Genomic DNA, 15,326 nt, shown 5'->3' on the forward strand with positions numbered 1-15,326 from the left:
CGAACGACCGGGAAACATCGTTCGTGACATGGGGTGGCAGCGCGTCAGTCCTTGAATGTCGCCACGACCGGCGTGTGATCCGACGGCTGTTCCCACGTGCGGGGCACACGGTCGATTTCACAGCCGGTGCAGCGCTCGGCGAGCGCGGCGGACGCAAGGATATGGTCGATGCGCAGCCCGGCGTTCCGACGGAAAGCACCCATCCGGTAGTCCCACCAGCTGAACGTTTTTTCGGGCTGCTCGAACATGCGGAATGTGTCGCGCAAGCCGAGTCCTTGCAGTCGCGCGAATGCCTGACGCTCCTGCGGCGACACCAGGTTGCAGCCTTCCCACTTTGCCGGATCGTGTACGTCCCGATCTTCCGGAGCGATGTTGTAATCGCCGAGCAGGGCAAGCTGCGGGTGGTACTGCAACTCGTCCGAGAGCCAATGGGTCAGGGCGTCCAGCCAGTTGAGCTTGTAGACGAACTTGTCCGATTCCAGTGACTGCCCGTTGGGGAAATAACCGCACACCACGCGCACGCCCCCGATGGTCGCCGTGATGAGCCGCTGTTGCTCGTCCGGGAAGTTCGGCAGGTTCTTGACGATGTCGGTCGCTTCGCCCACCTTCGCGTGATTGACCAGCAGCGCAACCCCGTTATAGGTCTTCTGGCCGGTGAAGTGCGACGTGTAGCCGAGTGCGGCGATCTCGGCGACCGGAAAGTTTTCGTCGGTGAGCTTCAGTTCCTGAAGGCAGAGCACGTCGACCGGATTGCTGCGCAGCCAGTCCTGCACGTGACCGATACGAACCTTGAGCGAGTTGACGTTCCAGGTGGCAAGTTGCATGAATTTCCTTGAAGAATGAGCCTCAGGCTTAGGCCTTGTCGGTGGGCAGTTTGGGGACGCCGACGAAGTCCTCGAGTGAAAGGCCCTTTTCCTTGAGCAACGCTTCGAGCACCGGTTGCAGGCGGCCGAGGCTTTCCTGAACCGCTTCGCGCACCGTGTCGACCACCACCTGAGTGCTGCGCTCGATCTCGATGTTCACGCGCGAGCCCGCCGCCTTGTCCTCGAACGTCGTCATGCGGCGCGTCTCAGGAATCAGCCAGACTTCGAACCAGCCTTCCTGACGGTTGACTTCCGAGACCGTCAGGCTCGCGCCATTGATGGCGATATAACCCTTCGCGAAAACATATTTGCGGAACGCCTCCGGGATGGCGATGCGCAACACGCGATTGGTATCGGAGGTGCGAACGCTGATAATTTCCGTGGAGAAATCGATGTGGCCCGACAGCGGATGGCCGCCGATCTCCGCACCGTCCTTGGCGGCACGTTCCACGTTGACCTGCGCGCCGACGCCGAAGCTGCCGAGCGTGGTCACATTCAGGCTCTGGAGGATGACGTCGAACGACGCGGCAGTTGGCGAGAGCAGTTGCGTGACCGTCAGGCAGCAGCCATCGACGGCGACGCTGGCGCCGAGCGTGAGGTCTTCGCAAAAGCCTTCGGGGAACGCCAGTTCGAGCGTACGCATGCCGTCGCGGTCTTCGATGGACGACAGCGTGGCCGTGCCTTGAACAATTCCGGTGAACATCGTGATGTCGGTATTAAGAGTCGTGGGTTGCTGTGCCGCAGTATTCTACTGCGTAGCGACGGTATGCCGCTCGTTGCGCGTCGTGCTACGATGCCGCCTTTTCACGGGATCTCGACGGATCGCTATGGGTTTCGAAGGCTGCCTGCTGGCGGATGACTTTTACTATTGGGCGGAGACGTCGCCCTCGCCGGATGGGCAGTTTCATGGAGTGGTGCATTTTACGGGATGGCGCGACGTGGACGATGTGATCGAGTCGCTGGACCCGCCGCTGACCCACACGACAGCCGAGGCCTACCGCTGGGCCAGCGATGCGCTCGAAGCCGCGCATGCCATGGCAAAGACGCTGGTCGCCGAGGGCGAACTCGGCATCGACCCGTGAGCCACCACCAACGCGCGGTGTCGGCGGATTCACCCGATTCGGCGAGTTCGGCCGGGTCGGCAGGGTTGGCAAATTTGCACCGCATTTCAGTCGCGTCCCGGCGATATAAACCGGCTATTCAACGTACTTACGCCTCACAAGCATCACGGACAGCACCATGACTCAGACTAAATTTGAACTTCAGAAGCGTCGCGGGCTGAAGATCGACGCCGGCGTGCGTCGTGGCCCGCCGACGGGTAAGACGGTGGGCGCGCAAGGCAAGCGAGGTGCGGGCGGCAGCAAGCTGCTCGGCGCGTTGCTCGGAACGCCCTCGGAGGGCGGCCCCGATGCCGACATCGACGCTGGGGCTGACCAGGGTGCGCAGCAGGGAAAGTCCAAAGCCTGAGCGTGACGTCGGGAGAGGCGCCGGGATGACGGCTTGACGTCCCGCGCGACGTTGTTCATTCCCCCATCCCCCCATCCCCATCCCCTCCCCATCCCCGGATCAGGCCGCCCGATGGCGATATCGGGCGCGATACCGACCGCACGCTGGCCGCAGTCAATATCGGTGCGCCCGGACCAGACTCAAGGCACGATCGCCAGGAACAGGAACGCGGCGAACAGCACCAGGTGCACGGCGCCTTGCAGCACGGTAGTGCGTCCGGTGCCCAACGTAATCACGCCAACAAGCAGGGTGACCGCGAGCAACACCGTTTCCTTCGGCGCGAGACCGAGCTCGATCTGTTGGTCGAGGACCAGCGACACCGCAGCTACCGTCGGAATCGTCAGGCCGATGGAGGCGAGCGCCGAACCGAGCGCCAGATTCAGACTCGTCTGAAGCTTGTTGGCCCGCGCCGCGCGCAATGCCGCCAGCCCCTCCGGCAAAAGCACCAGCGCGGCAATCACGATACCGACGACGGCCTTGGGCGCGCCGGCAACCGCTACGGCCTGCTCGACCGCCGGCGAGAGCTTCTTCGCCAGTCCCACCACGGCCACCAGCGCCACCACCAGCAATCCGAGACTCAGCACGGCCGTACGGCGCGACGGCGGCGGCACATGCACTTCTTCGCTTGGGGCCTTGGCGAGAAAATAATCACGATGGCTGATCGTCTGAACGAACACGAACACCAGATAAAGCACGAGTGAAATCATGCCTTCGAACGCGAGTTGCGACGCCGTGAGGCCCGGGCCGAGCACCGAACTCGTGTAATTCGGTAGTACCAATGTGAGTACCGACAGTGCACACAGGACGGCGAGTGCCGCGCTCGCTCCCTCGACATGAAAGCCCTGCGTGTGATGGCGCACGCCGCCGAAAAGCAGACACAAACCGACGATGCCCGTCGACACAATCATGATGGCCGCGAACACCGTATCGCGCGCCAGTCCCGCCTTGTCGGGGCCGCCTGAGAGCATGACCGAAACGATCAGCGCCACTTCGATGATCGTCACGGCCACGGCAAGCACCAGCGTACCGAACGGCTCGCCCACCTTGTGAGCGACCGTTTCGGCGTGATGCACGGCGGAGAACACGGCGCCCGCGAGCGCCGCCGCGCATAGCGTAAGGGCTGCGCCGTTTGGCAAGAAACCGGCAACGCCGAACGCGACGAGGGCCAGGATTGGCATGTACATAGTCCAGTGGCCCAGCTTGGCGGTCTTTGAGGAGGACATCGTCGGAGACTCCAGATTTTCGGGAAAGGGGGTACGGCGGGGTGCTGCGGATCAAGCAACGGCGGGAAACATTGCCCCGATGAGAACCTCGGGACGACGAGTCATGGTCGCAGAAAAGTGACACCCCGACAACAGAAAGGCGTTGACTCGCCGCGAGCGCTATCGCGTCTTGCAAGTCCGCCGAAAAGCGCATGGACAAACGGTCTCGCATGACCACGCTTTTGACTCCGAGTCTGATTTCACGGAGAAATTCCATAGGGCGAACAGGGAATGGCGAATTACGGAAGCCTGTTGCGGTGCCACGCGGTAGGCAACTCTCGCGTTGACATTCTGTGTGTCACAGGCGTAGTGTTCGTTTATTGGTCTTACCACTGAATCGCCACATGTCTTTCGATCCCATCGTGCAGGTTTCCGTCTCGGAGCAGGTGGCGCAGCGTCTGCTCACGATGATCCGTACCGGAGTGCTGAAACCCGGCGAACAACTCCCGCCCGAGCGTGATCTCGCGAGCATGCTCGGCGTCGGGCGCCCGGCCGTTCGTGAGGCGATTCGTGGGTTGGCGCTGCTGGGCCTGTTGCGTATCCGGCAGGGAGAGGGGACGTTCGTCGGGTCGCTCGAGACGCGAGAGCTCCTCGAACCCTTGGAGATGGTCATCGAGTTGAACGCGGGCACGCTTGAAGCGTTGTTCGACGCGCGTCTGGTGATCGAGCCCGGGGTGGCAGCGCTGGCGGCAACTCACATCGGCGACGCAGACATTGCGCGATTGCGCGCGCTCGTGGACGACGAGCAAACGCTGCTTGGCGATCCCGAGACGTTCTCGGCGGCCGATATGGCATTTCACGAAACCATCATTGAGGCATGCGGGAATCCGTTTTTGCAGAGCATCGCGAACAGCCTGTATCTGCTCGGCAAGAAGAGCCGTCGCGTCACGTCGCAAATCGACGGTGTGCTTGTGCGCAGCCTTCAGGACCACCACCTGATTCTTGACGCGCTGGCGGCGCGTGACCCGGCGCGTGCGGCACAGGCGATGCGTGAGCATCTGTGCCGCGTGCGCGATGCCTATGCGGTGTCGGCAGCAGCTTCATCGGGCGGCGCCCAAGCCGCCACGTCGGCGCAATCGACCTGATCGACGTAATTGACGTAATTGACTCGGCGCGGCTTGAGCGGACAGATCGACCGACAGCGCGCACGACAGCGCGCACGACAGCGCGCGTCCGGCCACATTCACAACACGACGTCGTCAACGTCAAGGGTATCGCTGACGTTGACGACACCACTGAGACCACCGACTCACAGGCTCACGAGGAGACACTCATGACGGCTCGACTGGCGGGCAAAACCGCCGTCATTACCGCAGCGGCGCAAGGTATCGGACGCGCTTGCGTCGAAGCCTATCTTCGAGAAGGCGCGCGCGTCATCGCAACGGATCTGAACATCGACGCCCTGGCGGCGCTTGCCGATCACGCGAATCTCGTGCGGCGTGGTCTCGATGTCACCGACAGTGCCGCCGTAGACGAACTTGCGGGCGAACTCGGCGCTATCGACGTGCTGTTCAACTGTGCAGGGTTCGTGCACCACGGCTCGGTCCTCGCGTGCGACGAGGCGGCGTGGGACTTCTCGTTCGATCTGAACGTCAAGAGCATGTATCGCACGACGCGGGCATTTCTCCCGGCGATGCTGGCCGCAGGCGGCGGCGCGATCATCAATATGTCGTCGGCGGCATCGAGTGTGAAGGGAGTGGCGAATCGTTTTGTGTATGGCACGACGAAGGCGGCCGTGATCGGCCTGACGAAATCGATTGCGGCCGACTTCGTCTCGCGGGGGATTCGTTGCAACGCGATTTGCCCGGGGACGGTGGAGTCGCCATCGTTGCGTCAGCGGATTGCGACGCAGGCCGACGCGGCGGGGACCAGCGAGGCGGCGGTGCGCGATCAGTTCGTGGCCCGTCAGCCGATGGGGCGTGTGGGCGCGCCCGACGAAATTGCGGCGCTTGCCGTCTATCTGGGTTCCGACGAATCCTCGTTTACCACCGGCGCGATCCATGTGATCGACGGCGGCTGGTCCAATTGATTTCGCAAGGAGAATACTTTGAAACTGCTGCGTTATGGCCCCAAGGGGCAGGAAAAACCGGGTCTGCTCGACGCGGATGGCAAGGTGCGCGACCTCTGCGGCGTGCTCGCGGATATCACGCCGCAAACGCTGAGTCCGCAGGGGCTGGCGGCGCTGCGTGCGCTCGACGTGAATTCGCTGCCGGTGGTTCCGTCGCCAGGCCGGTTCGGGGTGCCGTTCTCGGGCCTCGGCAAGTTCCTCGCGGTCGGACTGAACTATAGCGACCACGCCGCCGAGGCAGGTCTGGCCGTGCCGTCCGAGCCGGTGCTGTTCACCAAATGGGACAACTGTCTGTCGGGACCGAACGATCCGGTCGTGCTGCCAAAGGATGCCGTCAAAGGCGATTGGGAGGTCGAGCTGGGCTTCGTGATCGGTACCACGGCGCGTTACGTGCCGCTGGAGCGCGCACTCGATTACGTCGCCGGCTATTGCGTGGTGAACGACGTGTCGGAGCGCGAATATCAGATCGAGCGTGGCGGCACCTGGGACAAGGGCAAAGGTTTCGACACGTTCGGCCCGGTCGGCCCGTGGCTCGTGACGACGGACGAAATTCGCGATCCGCAGCAACTGGGCCTGTGGCTCGACGTGAACGGCGTGCGTCGACAGACCGGCAATACGTCCACCATGATCTTCAGTGTGGCCTATCTGGTGCATTACCTGAGTCAGTTCACGACGCTCAAGCCGGGCGATCTGGTGACCACAGGCACGCCGCCGGGTGTCGGCCTCGGTCATAAGCCGCCGGTATTTCTCAAACCGGGCGACGTCATGCATCTGGGGATCGACGGGCTGGGCGAGCAGACGCAGAAGGTCCATGCCTACGATGCAAGCTTGCTCGACTGACGCGTGGTACTGCGCCGTGGCCAGACGATTTTCACATCCGTCCTGTACGTTGGCGGCTGTCCGGCTGTGGTCTGACGGTTGGTTGGCTGTTGGTTGGCGGTTGCTGGGCGCTTGCACGGCGGTGGCGCAGGTCGCCACCGCTTTGCATTGGGCCGCGTCCAGCACGCCGGTCGACGACATCATTGGGAGCGACACATCATGCAAGATCTGAAGGGTAAATACGTTCTGATTACGGGCGCGAGCACCGGCATTGGCGCCGCGGCGGCCAAGGCATTCGCCGCACAGGGGGCGAACGTGGCGGTGCACTACAACCGCTCCGCGGACAAGGCGCAAGCGGTGGCCGATGCGGTGCGGGCCCATGGCGTCAAGGCCATCACCGTGGCGGCCGACGTCCAGGACAGCGGGGCGATCGACGCGGCCGTGGCACATGTGCTGGATGGTTTCGGACGCATCGACGTGTTGATCAACAACGCGGGCAGCCTCGTCGCGCGCACGCCGTTCACCGAAGTGACCGACGCCTATTTCGACGAGGTGCTCAACGTCAATGCACGCTCGGTCATGGCATTCTCGCGTGCTGTCGTGCCGGCGATGCGCAAGCAGGGCGGAGGCGCCATCGTCAATGTCACGTCGATTGCTGCACGTCACGGCGGTGGCCCCGGCGCGCTGATTTATGCGGCGTCCAAGGGGTTCGTGAGCACGCTCACACGCGGCATGGCCAAGGAATTGATGCCGGATCGCATTCGTGTGAATGCGGTGTCACCGGGCGTCATCATGACGCCATTCCACGAGCAGTTCAGCACGCAGGCGCAGATCGATGCGTTTCGCCAGAGTATCCCGATGGGGCGCCTTGGCGAGCCGGACGAATGCTCGGGCGCATTCCTGTATCTCGCCTCGGAAACGCTTGCCAGTTATGTCACCGGGCAGATCATCGAGGTCAATGGCGGGCAACTGATGGTGTAGCGTGCGTCGCTGGCGTCGTGCAGCGGGCGCCAGTCGTTTACCTGTCGTTCCCCCGACGTGCGGCGGACAAAGCGGCGCCATTAGTGTGCTTTTCCGCCTGGCATCGCCAGTCATTCACCCGTCGTTCACCGGTCGTATGGCGGGCGAAGCGGCGCATTTGGCGCGTGGCCGAATTCGGCGTCGCAAGTCTTTTCCGGTGCCGCTTCGGAAAATTCCGGATCGGTATCCCTTTGCGGCCCAATCTGGCGCGCAGCAGACCGTCATGGGTTCGCTTCTTGCGCAATTGCTGGCACACTGGCTCCATTCGTCTGCATATGCCCGCCGACATGGTCCGCGGGCTTCACCATGAGGGGCAAATGGAACGCTGTCCGTGGAGCGAAGGCTTCGAACAATACCGTCATTACCACGATCAGGAGTGGGGGGTGCCGCTGCGCGATTCGCGCGAGTTATTCGAGCTGTTGATGCTCGAAGGTGCGCAGGCGGGGTTGTCGTGGTCCACGATTCTCAAAAAGCGCGATACCTACCGTCAGGCATTCCACAATTTCGATCCGGCGCGTATCGCAAAGTACGGTCCCGAGGACGAGGCCCGTTTGATGGCCGATCCCGGCATCGTACGCAACCGCCTGAAAATCAACGGTGTCATCAAGGGCGCTCGCGCGTACCTCGCGATGGAGGCAGCGGGCACCCGTTTCAGCGATTTCGTGTGGCAATTCGTCGGCGGTGAGCCATTGCAAAATCGCTGGACGTCGCTGGGCGAAGTTCCGGCAACGTCCGCCGTATCGGACGCCATGAGCAAAGCGCTCAAGAAGGCGGGGTTTACGTTCGTGGGCTCGACGATCTGCTATTCGTTCATGCAGGCTGCAGGCATGGTGAACGACCACCTGGTCGCGTGCCCGCGGCACAAAGCTGTGAAGGCGCTCGCCGCCAACGAGGCGAAAAACCTCGTGGTTGCGGCGCGCAAACGCCGGGTAGGGGCGCCGTCGGCTACAATCGCGCCTGACGAATCAGGATCTGCCTAATGTTTAGCTACCGCCATGCCTTTCACGCCGGCAACCACGCCGACGTACTGAAACACTTCATCGCCGTTGAATGCATCGATTACATGCGCCAGAAGGACACGGCGTTCTGGTACATCGACACGCACGCCGGCGCGGGCGGCTATTCGCTCGAGGGCAAGTGGGCCGATAAGACGGGCGAGTACGAGACCGGCATCGGCCGCTTGTGGACGCGCGACGATCTGCCGCCCGCACTGGCCGACTATGTTGCGCTGGTGCGCGAGTTCAACCCGGACGGCAAACTGAGCTACTACCCCGGCTCGCCGTATTTCGCCTTGCAGTTGCTGGGCGATCGTGACCGTCTGCGCCTGTTCGAGGCCCATCCGACCGAGCAGGACGTGTTGCGCGAGAACTTCGAGGCGCAGGGCCGCGCGGTGGCACGTCGCACGATGATTTTCGGTGCCGACGGTTTCGCCGGTCTGAAAACGATTTTGCCGCCGGCGCCGCGCCGTGCATTTACGCTGATCGATCCGTCGTATGAAGACAAGCGCGACTACACGCGCACGACACAGACGGTGCAGGAAGGGCTCGACCGCTTCCCGACCGGTATGTACGCGGTGTGGTATCCGCTGGTGCAGCGCCGTGAAGCTGCGCAACTGCCGGAGCGCATGAAGCGACTCACGATCGACGAGAAGCCGATCAAGAACTGGTTGCAGGTCGAACTGAACGTTTGTCACCCGGTGCCCGGAGGCATGGGATTGCACGGCAGCGGCATGTTTATCGTGAACCCGCCATACATGCTGCATGACACGCTCAAGACGACGATGCCATATCTCGTCAAAGCGCTCGGTCAGGACAAGGGGGCGAAATTCCTGCTGGACGGTAAACAGAGCTGAGCGGCTCTGCGGGGCACTCGCCCTTCCGGCGGGGGGATGCCATGCTGATCGTTCTGACGATTGAAGTGGCCGCAAGACGGAGTGGTCAAACGGAGGGCTAAGGTGAGGCTAAGGCGCAGATTGTGCCCGCCACTGCACGCTGCGCCCCGAACGCATCGATGTTCACTTGGTGTGTTGCGGCACTTCATACGGCAGTGACAGCAGTTCATCCGGCGACAGATAACGCCACTCACCAAGCGCCAGATTCCCCATCGGCAAGCCACCAATGGCGATTCTGACCAGCCCTTCGACACGGTTGCCTGCGGCGGCGACCATGCGCTTGACCTGATGGTATTTCCCTTGTGTGATCGTTAGCGCGATTTCGTGAGACGACGGACTCATGACGTCCGTCGCAGCAAGCGTTTCGGTCTCATCGCGCAGCAATACGCCGTCGCGCAATGCCTGCAACATCTCTTCGGTCACCGGATGTTTGGTTGTGGCGACGTATCGCTTGGGGACGTGCCGGCGGGGCGACATCATCGCGTGAAGGAAGGGGCCATCGTCCGAGAGCAGCAGCATGCCGGTTGTGTCCTGATCGAGACGACCGGCGGGCTGCACGCCGCGAACCGCCAGCGGCAGGGGCAGCAACGAATGCACCCCTTCATGGTGCGTCGGACTCGTGGAGCACTCGAAGCCCTCAGGCTTGTTCAGCAGAATGTAGACGTGCTCGCGGTAATCCCACAGCTCGCCATCGAGCGTGAATTGCAGACCCGTCGGGTCCAGCGATTCGCGAGGGTTATCGTGCACAACGCCATCGATGGCGAAAGCGCCGGATTGAACGAGTTTGCGGCACATCTTGCGACTGCCGAAACCCTGAGATTGCAGAATACGTTCGAGCTCGATGATGCTTCTCCGTCAGGCATCGGGATTCAGGCCGCTATTGTAGCGGCCCGCGCCCGACGACGCCCGGCGGCGGGTCAGCCGCCCTGATCGTCCTGCATGGCGCCGCCGAATCGGCGATAGACGAAGCGTGCCGCCCAATCGAGCGCGAACCCCAGTACACCGATCACGAGAATGACGGCAGTCAGTTCCGAATACGCCAGCCGGTCGCGCGTGTCGAGAATGAGATAGCCGAGGCCGGCGTTCACGCCGAGCATTTCCGCCGGCACCAGCACGATCCAGAGAATGCCGATCGCGAGCCGCACGCCGGTGAGCACATGCGCGGCGATGCCCGGCATATAAACGTGCCAGAGCATTTCCCAGCGCGTGGCGGCGAGACTTTCGCCAAGTTGTACCCAGCGCCGGTCGATGTGTGTCACCCCTGCCGACGTACTCATGGCCAGTGGCCAGAGCGCCGCAAACGCCAGCAGAAAATAGACGGCCGGGTCGCCCACGCCGAGCGACATCACGGCAATGGGCATCCATGACAAGGGGGACACCATGCGCAGAAATTGCAGCGACGGTGTCAGGGCCTTATCGAGCCAGCGCACGCGACCAATGAGAAAGCCGAGCGGCACACCCAGCACGATCGCCCACGCGAGGCCCACCGCGATGCGCCGCAAACTCGCGGCAATATGCAGACCCAATTGCTCGTCGCGAATCAAGTCCGGCAGGGCGTAAAGGGCCGCCGTCGGCGAGAACTGCGAGGCGAGCGAGCCGGAGGTCGTGAAAAGCGCGATGCCCAGCCACCAGGTCGCCACGACGCCGGCAAGTCCCGCCAGCCCAAGCCACGCCCGGGCTACGCGCGGGGCGCTCACCGGCGCCGTGGGGCGGGTCGACGGACCTGCGGCGCCGGCAGACGACGCATGCGCGCGATCGGACACAAGATCAGACAACGATGACCTCCTGACGCGTAAAGCCCTCGGGCAGACCGAATGCCTTCATGCCGCCTGCAGCGGCAATGCTCTTCTTGACGAAACGGTCGTCGACGAGATCGCGTGCGACAAACGCCGGGTCGAGCTTGGCGAGGAACTGTGCGTTACCTTCGACCTGCGTTTTCTGCATATGACGAACCAGTGCTTCGGTGTAGCTCGGATACGGGTACGGCTGGAAGTCGATGCGCTTTTCATGCCAGTCGGCATGAAGAATGGCTTTGTCCGCGAGATAGCGACCTTGCTCGGACGCCGCAGGGGCCAACACGCGTTGCAGCACCTGGAACGGATGCGGCGTATAGCGGTTTTCTCCTTCCTTCGAGAGCAGGCGCGCCGCATCTTCCGGGTGCGCGCGCGTCCACGCCTGCGCCTTGACGATGGCGTCGACAACCTTTTGCGACCATTCCGGACGCGAGGTGAGGTCACGCTCGTGCATCGTCACGACGCAGCACGCATGGTTCTTCCACACGTCGCCCGTAAAGCGCAGGATCTTGCCGACCTTGAGGTTCTCTGCGGCCGCATTGAACGGTTCCGCGACGATATATCCGGCGATCTGTTTCGCAGCAAGCGCCGGTGGCATGTCCGACGGGGCCATGACAATGAGATTGACCTCGTTGGCGGCGGGCGCACCGTTTTTCTTGAGCACGGGTGTGAGGCCGTTGGCGGCCAGCAAGCCCTGCAAGACGACATTGTGGATCGAATACCAGAACGGCACGGCGAACGTCTTGCCGCCGAGATCGCTGACCTTGTTGATATCGGGCGCGACCGTCATTGCGCTACCGTTGACGTGGTTCCATGCCACGACCTTCGCTTGTGCCTGGCTGCCGTAGCGCGCCCACACCGTCATGGGCGAGAGCAGGTGCACGACATTGACCTGCCCGGAGAGGAAGGCCTCGATCAATTGCGCCCAGCTTCGCAACAGCGTCGGCTTGTCTGCCTTGATGCCGGCCTGCTCGAAATAGCCGTTGTTGTGGGCAACGAGCAGCGGCGTGGCATCGGTGATCGGCAGGTAACCAATACGCAGCGGGGCATCCGGTTCCGCTGCGGCGCGCGCTGCCGCCGACGCCAGCAACGGTGCGGCACCGGCCACGGTCATCATCGAAGCGAGTTTCAGCCACTCGCGGCGGGAAATTTGGCACATGGTCTGGGAATCCCCGTAAGTTCGGTCGTTGTGACCTATCGTGTTGTGTGAGTGAGCGTCGCATCGCGCGACATCGCGAGCTGCAACGCTTGAAGGATGTCGATGCGCAACGCGCCCAGCGCCTGCACCTGCGCCTCGCGCGGCGAAGGTACCTCGATGTGCCACTGCGCCAATGTGCGCCCCTGATTGCCGAGCAGCACGATGCGGTCGGAGACGAGCAGCGCCTCGTCGATATCGTGTGTCACGAGCACGGTGGCCGCGCCGGTATCGCGCACGACCGTCACGAGCAGACGCTGCATGTCGGCACGCGTGACTTCATCGAGGGCGCCGAACGGTTCATCGAGAAGCAGCGCCTGCGGTTGCCGCGCAAGGCAGCGGGCCAGCGCCACGCGCTGCGCCATACCGCCCGACAACTGGCGCGGATGCAAATGATGGGCGTGGGCGAGTCCGACCTCGTTGAGCGCGGCATCGATACGCGCGCGTCGGGTGTCCCGAGACAGCGCCGGTTGACGCGCGAAGGTGAGGCCAAACGCCACATTGCGCTCCACGGAAAGCCACGGCAGAAGGCACGGGTCCTGAAATGCCAGCGCGACATCGGGCCGGGGGCCAGTGAGCGATGCGCCGGCCACGGAGACCGTGCCGTGCGTCGGGGCAAGCAAGCCGGCAGCAATGCGGAGCAAGGTGGATTTTCCCGACCCGCTCGGCCCGAGCACGGAGACGAGTTCTCCCGGTGCGACCGCGAGGTCGACGCCTCGCAGGATTGCGCGATCGCCGTAAGACAGGCCGATGTCGCGCAGGGTCAGGAAAGGAGGCGAAGCGGGCGACGGAAGGGGCGAAGACGCGGGTGACGAAATGGGCGAAGAAGTGGGCAAAGAAGCGGACGAAGAAGCGGACGAAGAAACCGACGAAGAAGCCGACGAAGAAGCCGACGAAGAAGCGGACGAAGAAGCGGACGAAGAAGCGGGTGACGCCAACGCGCGCGTTGTCGTCGACGACGCAGGGCCGGCTCGCGACGCGTCCTCACGCGCTGCAGCAATGAACGTATCGGGGTGCGCGCGTTGCGTCGCCTTGGGTTGGGTCATTGCGCCGTTTCGGTCCTGAGTTGTTGCGCGCGCTGCGCCGCGAGCTGATTCTTCAATTGCACCAGACTGGGCGTGACGATGGGCACGAAGGCCGCTTCGCGTTGCCGGCGCGCGATGCCCGAGAGTCCGCGCAGATAGCCGCGTCCACCGCCAGTCTGCACTTCGAGTGAGGCGGCATCGTGAACCAGTTCCGCCAACGCAATACGCAGTTTGAAAAGACTGGCCGGCGCGTCGACGAATTCGCCCTGCGATACCCCGGCTTTGAGGCGCGTCGTGAGCGTATCAAGTTGCTCGGATAGCGCGGCAACCTCGTCGGCCACGGCTGCTCGGGCGCCCGGACCGCCGTCACGCGTACCCGCCAGGCTGCGCCGGGCAAGCCCCAGCGACATGCCGCACTGCAGTCCGAGAAACGCGGGACGCACGCGCACGAGCCATGTCGGCGCGTCGTCGGTCACGCGATCGTCATCGGTCAGCAGTGTATCGGCCATCTGCAATGCCGCGGTATTCGTGCCGCGCAGGCCGATCAGATCCAGATCGTCGCTGCGCGTCACGCCCGGCGCGTGATGGGCGATCGCGAAGATCGAGGGCGGGCCACCGGCCTCATGATCCACCGCTGCTGCCGCCACGAAACCTTGTTTGCGAAGGTTCGTGATCCACGGCAGCCCCCCGTTGACTCGCCAGCCACGCGTGCCGTCGTCGGTGACGACGTCTGTCGCGCGAATTTGCAGCGGTTCGATTGCCGAGAGATATTTCATGGCATTCGACAAGCCCGTGGCGCCGGCGAGTTCGCCGCCCAGCAGGGCGGGCAGTCGCTGCTCACGCAGACGGCGATTCGGGCTTTGCAGCAAATATTCGATGAATGTGCGCTGCCCCCACAGCACGAACGCCGCCGCGAACGAATGTTCCGCAACGTCGGCAACGCTGTCGATCGCATCGACAATCGAGCCGCCCGTACCGCCCAGCTCGACCGGTACGCCGACACGCAACAGTCCCGCCTCGGCCAACTGCGGGACCACATCCCCACTGAGCGTGGCATCGGTGTCGAGCGTCTCGGCGTGGGTGTCCAGCCAGGCCGCGAGCGCAGGGGCGCGTGCGGCCAGTCCGCGAAGGCTGGCGTTGGCGCTCATGCCGCTTTTACCTTCGGTTCCCAGCGGTATGCCGCCAGTTGCGGGTTCAGTTCGTTTTGCGAGAGATTATTCGCAAAATTGCACAGCGTGGCGAGCGATACGCCAAGGACGACCTCCAGCGCGGCCGCGTCGTCGAAACCCGCCGATTTGAAAGCGGCGAGCTCGGCATCCGACACCGCGCCGCGCGAGGCAATGACTGCGCGGGTGAAAACGGCGACCGCATCCAGTTTGGCGTCGGAGAGCGTGTCCTGGTCGCGAATTTCATTGACGAGCGCTTCCGACAGTTGCGCTTTCTTCAGCGCCACAGCCGTGTGTCCGGCCACGCAAAAGCCACAACCGTGGATGCCGGCAGCGGTGATCTGTACCACTTCGCGCTCGGCAAGCGTCAGACTCGCCCGCGCGTTGATGGCGCCGACGCTCAGATAGGTTTCGAGCGCCGTGGGGGCATTGGCCAGCGACGCGACGAGGTTCGGCAGGAACCCGTTCGCCGCAAGCGACTTCTCCAGGAACGGACGGCTCGCTTCGGGGGCGGTCTCAAGGGTATGCAGTGGCAGTCGGCTCATATCGGGCTCCTTACAGTCGAGCATCCATTGTGCGCAATGCCGAGGCAAGGCTCAATGCGCGCCCGTCTGAAAATTCTGCGGATTTGTCTCATCGGGCGAAGGAATCGTCCGATGGGGCGATTCCTCGACGGCGTGCCCGTGCCGCCCGCACGTTTGGGCGACCTGTGTCGGCG

At 63.4% G+C, this 15,326-nt stretch carries 18 protein-coding genes; 9 read left to right on the plus strand and 9 right to left on the minus strand.

Annotation, left to right across the window (positions count from 1 at the left end; all coding sequences use genetic code 11):
• Window positions 1-44: 44 nt before the first annotated feature.
• Window positions 45-824: an exodeoxyribonuclease III gene (gene xth / locus UC34_RS10320; protein ID WP_044455462.1), complete on the minus strand. Its 780-nt coding sequence runs from the start codon at window positions 822-824 to the stop codon at window positions 45-47.
• 28 nt (window positions 825-852) lie between these two features.
• Window positions 853-1,566, minus strand: coding sequence for a riboflavin synthase (locus tag UC34_RS10325; RefSeq protein WP_044455463.1), 714 nt, complete (start codon window positions 1,564-1,566; stop codon window positions 853-855).
• 124 nt (window positions 1,567-1,690) lie between these two features.
• On the opposite strand from UC34_RS10325, the gene UC34_RS10330 reads away from it, so the two are divergent.
• A complete protein-coding gene (locus tag UC34_RS10330) occupies window positions 1,691-1,945 on the plus strand; it encodes a hypothetical protein (RefSeq protein ID WP_044455464.1) in 255 nt (84 codons plus the stop codon).
• Between the two features lie 157 nt (window positions 1,946-2,102).
• Window positions 2,103-2,330 (plus strand): hypothetical protein, encoded by a 228-nt coding sequence (locus tag UC34_RS10335; RefSeq protein ID WP_044455465.1) that lies wholly within the window; start codon window positions 2,103-2,105, stop codon window positions 2,328-2,330.
• A gap of 179 nt (window positions 2,331-2,509) precedes the next feature.
• On the opposite strand, the gene UC34_RS10340 is transcribed toward UC34_RS10335, so the two are convergent.
• Window positions 2,510-3,547, minus strand: coding sequence for a calcium:cation antiporter (locus tag UC34_RS10340; protein WP_237165288.1), 1,038 nt, complete (start codon window positions 3,545-3,547; stop codon window positions 2,510-2,512).
• Window positions 3,548-3,975: 428 nt separating this feature from the next.
• Here UC34_RS10340 and UC34_RS10345 point away from each other — a divergent pair, with 428 nt between their 5' ends.
• From UC34_RS10345 to UC34_RS10370, 6 genes are all read left to right on the plus strand, one after another.
• The gene (locus tag UC34_RS10345; protein WP_044455467.1) at window positions 3,976-4,716 is read left to right on the plus strand and encodes a FadR/GntR family transcriptional regulator; all 741 of its coding nucleotides are present in this window, start codon (window positions 3,976-3,978) and stop codon (window positions 4,714-4,716) included.
• A gap of 188 nt (window positions 4,717-4,904) precedes the next feature.
• Window positions 4,905-5,660: an SDR family oxidoreductase gene (locus UC34_RS10350; protein ID WP_044455468.1), complete on the plus strand. Its 756-nt coding sequence runs from the start codon at window positions 4,905-4,907 to the stop codon at window positions 5,658-5,660.
• 18 nt (window positions 5,661-5,678) lie between these two features.
• A complete protein-coding gene (locus UC34_RS10355) occupies window positions 5,679-6,539 on the plus strand; it encodes a fumarylacetoacetate hydrolase family protein (RefSeq protein WP_044455469.1) in 861 nt (286 codons plus the stop codon).
• Between the two features lie 198 nt (window positions 6,540-6,737).
• Window positions 6,738-7,499, plus strand: coding sequence for an SDR family NAD(P)-dependent oxidoreductase (locus UC34_RS10360; RefSeq protein WP_044455470.1), 762 nt, complete (start codon window positions 6,738-6,740; stop codon window positions 7,497-7,499).
• Between the two features lie 356 nt (window positions 7,500-7,855).
• The gene (locus tag UC34_RS10365; protein ID WP_044455471.1) at window positions 7,856-8,518 is read left to right on the plus strand and encodes a DNA-3-methyladenine glycosylase I; all 663 of its coding nucleotides are present in this window, start codon (window positions 7,856-7,858) and stop codon (window positions 8,516-8,518) included.
• Window positions 8,518-9,390 carry a 23S rRNA (adenine(2030)-N(6))-methyltransferase RlmJ gene (locus UC34_RS10370; RefSeq protein ID WP_044455472.1) on the plus strand — a complete coding sequence of 291 codons (873 nt, stop codon included), beginning with the start codon at window positions 8,518-8,520 and terminating at the stop codon, window positions 9,388-9,390. The genes UC34_RS10365 and UC34_RS10370 overlap by 1 nt, the downstream gene beginning before the upstream one ends.
• Before the next feature lie 162 nt (window positions 9,391-9,552).
• Here UC34_RS10370 and UC34_RS10375 read toward each other — a convergent pair whose 3' ends face one another.
• The 4 genes from UC34_RS10375 to UC34_RS10390 form a co-directional block, all read right to left on the minus strand.
• Entirely contained in the window at window positions 9,553-10,272 is a 720-nt protein-coding gene (locus tag UC34_RS10375) for a pseudouridine synthase (protein WP_044455473.1), read from the minus strand.
• A gap of 74 nt (window positions 10,273-10,346) precedes the next feature.
• Window positions 10,347-11,204, minus strand: coding sequence for an ABC transporter permease (locus tag UC34_RS10380; protein ID WP_084070525.1), 858 nt, complete (start codon window positions 11,202-11,204; stop codon window positions 10,347-10,349).
• Window positions 11,197-12,381, minus strand: a complete 1,185-nt coding sequence (locus UC34_RS10385) for an ABC transporter substrate-binding protein (protein WP_044455474.1) — start codon at window positions 12,379-12,381, stop codon at window positions 11,197-11,199. Before UC34_RS10385 ends, UC34_RS10380 begins: the two co-directional genes overlap by 8 nt.
• 35 nt (window positions 12,382-12,416) lie before the next feature.
• Complete coding sequence (locus UC34_RS10390) at window positions 12,417-13,184, minus strand: ABC transporter ATP-binding protein (protein ID WP_044457995.1); 768 nt, start codon at window positions 13,182-13,184, stop codon at window positions 12,417-12,419.
• 49 nt (window positions 13,185-13,233) lie between these two features.
• On the opposite strand from UC34_RS10390, the gene UC34_RS25800 reads away from it, so the two are divergent.
• A complete protein-coding gene (locus UC34_RS25800) occupies window positions 13,234-13,482 on the plus strand; it encodes a hypothetical protein (protein WP_237165289.1) in 249 nt (82 codons plus the stop codon).
• Here the strand turns inward: UC34_RS25800 and UC34_RS10400 are convergent.
• On the minus strand, window positions 13,460-14,590 hold the full coding sequence (locus UC34_RS10400) for an acyl-CoA dehydrogenase family protein (RefSeq protein WP_044455476.1): 1,131 nt from the start codon (window positions 14,588-14,590) through the stop codon (window positions 13,460-13,462). The genes UC34_RS25800 and UC34_RS10400 overlap by 23 nt on opposite strands.
• Window positions 14,587-15,153 (minus strand): carboxymuconolactone decarboxylase family protein, encoded by a 567-nt coding sequence (locus UC34_RS10405; protein WP_044455477.1) that lies wholly within the window; start codon window positions 15,151-15,153, stop codon window positions 14,587-14,589. Before UC34_RS10405 ends, UC34_RS10400 begins: the two co-directional genes overlap by 4 nt.
• Window positions 15,154-15,326: the final 173 nt, after the last annotated feature.

It is taken from the genome of Pandoraea vervacti, assembly GCF_000934605.2.
In the GTDB taxonomy this organism is placed as follows: Bacteria; Pseudomonadota; Gammaproteobacteria; order Burkholderiales; family Burkholderiaceae; genus Pandoraea; species Pandoraea vervacti.

What these genes read in the sequence shown, in the direction of transcription:
- xth (WP_044455462.1), bottom strand. Translation starts at nt 824, where the DNA reads ATGCAACTTGCCACCTGGAACGTCAACTCGCTCAAGGTTCGTATCGGT.
- UC34_RS10325 (WP_044455463.1), bottom strand. Translation starts at nt 1,566, where the DNA reads ATGTTCACCGGAATTGTTCAAGGCACGGCCACGCTGTCGTCCATCGAA.
- UC34_RS10330 (WP_044455464.1), top strand. Translation starts at nt 1,691, where the DNA reads ATGGGTTTCGAAGGCTGCCTGCTGGCGGATGACTTTTACTATTGGGCG.
- UC34_RS10335 (WP_044455465.1), top strand. Translation starts at nt 2,103, where the DNA reads ATGACTCAGACTAAATTTGAACTTCAGAAGCGTCGCGGGCTGAAGATC.
- UC34_RS10340 (WP_237165288.1), bottom strand. Translation starts at nt 3,547, where the DNA reads ATGCCAATCCTGGCCCTCGTCGCGTTCGGCGTTGCCGGTTTCTTGCCA.
- UC34_RS10345 (WP_044455467.1), top strand. Translation starts at nt 3,976, where the DNA reads ATGTCTTTCGATCCCATCGTGCAGGTTTCCGTCTCGGAGCAGGTGGCG.
- UC34_RS10350 (WP_044455468.1), top strand. Translation starts at nt 4,905, where the DNA reads ATGACGGCTCGACTGGCGGGCAAAACCGCCGTCATTACCGCAGCGGCG.
- UC34_RS10360 (WP_044455470.1), top strand. Translation starts at nt 6,738, where the DNA reads ATGCAAGATCTGAAGGGTAAATACGTTCTGATTACGGGCGCGAGCACC.
- UC34_RS10365 (WP_044455471.1), top strand. Translation starts at nt 7,856, where the DNA reads ATGGAACGCTGTCCGTGGAGCGAAGGCTTCGAACAATACCGTCATTAC.
- UC34_RS10370 (WP_044455472.1), top strand. Translation starts at nt 8,518, where the DNA reads ATGTTTAGCTACCGCCATGCCTTTCACGCCGGCAACCACGCCGACGTA.
- UC34_RS10385 (WP_044455474.1), bottom strand. Translation starts at nt 12,381, where the DNA reads ATGTGCCAAATTTCCCGCCGCGAGTGGCTGAAACTCGCTTCGATGATG.
- UC34_RS25800 (WP_237165289.1), top strand. Translation starts at nt 13,234, where the DNA reads ATGGGCGAAGAAGTGGGCAAAGAAGCGGACGAAGAAGCGGACGAAGAA.
- UC34_RS10400 (WP_044455476.1), bottom strand. Translation starts at nt 14,590, where the DNA reads ATGAGCGCCAACGCCAGCCTTCGCGGACTGGCCGCACGCGCCCCTGCG.
- UC34_RS10405 (WP_044455477.1), bottom strand. Translation starts at nt 15,153, where the DNA reads ATGAGCCGACTGCCACTGCATACCCTTGAGACCGCCCCCGAAGCGAGC.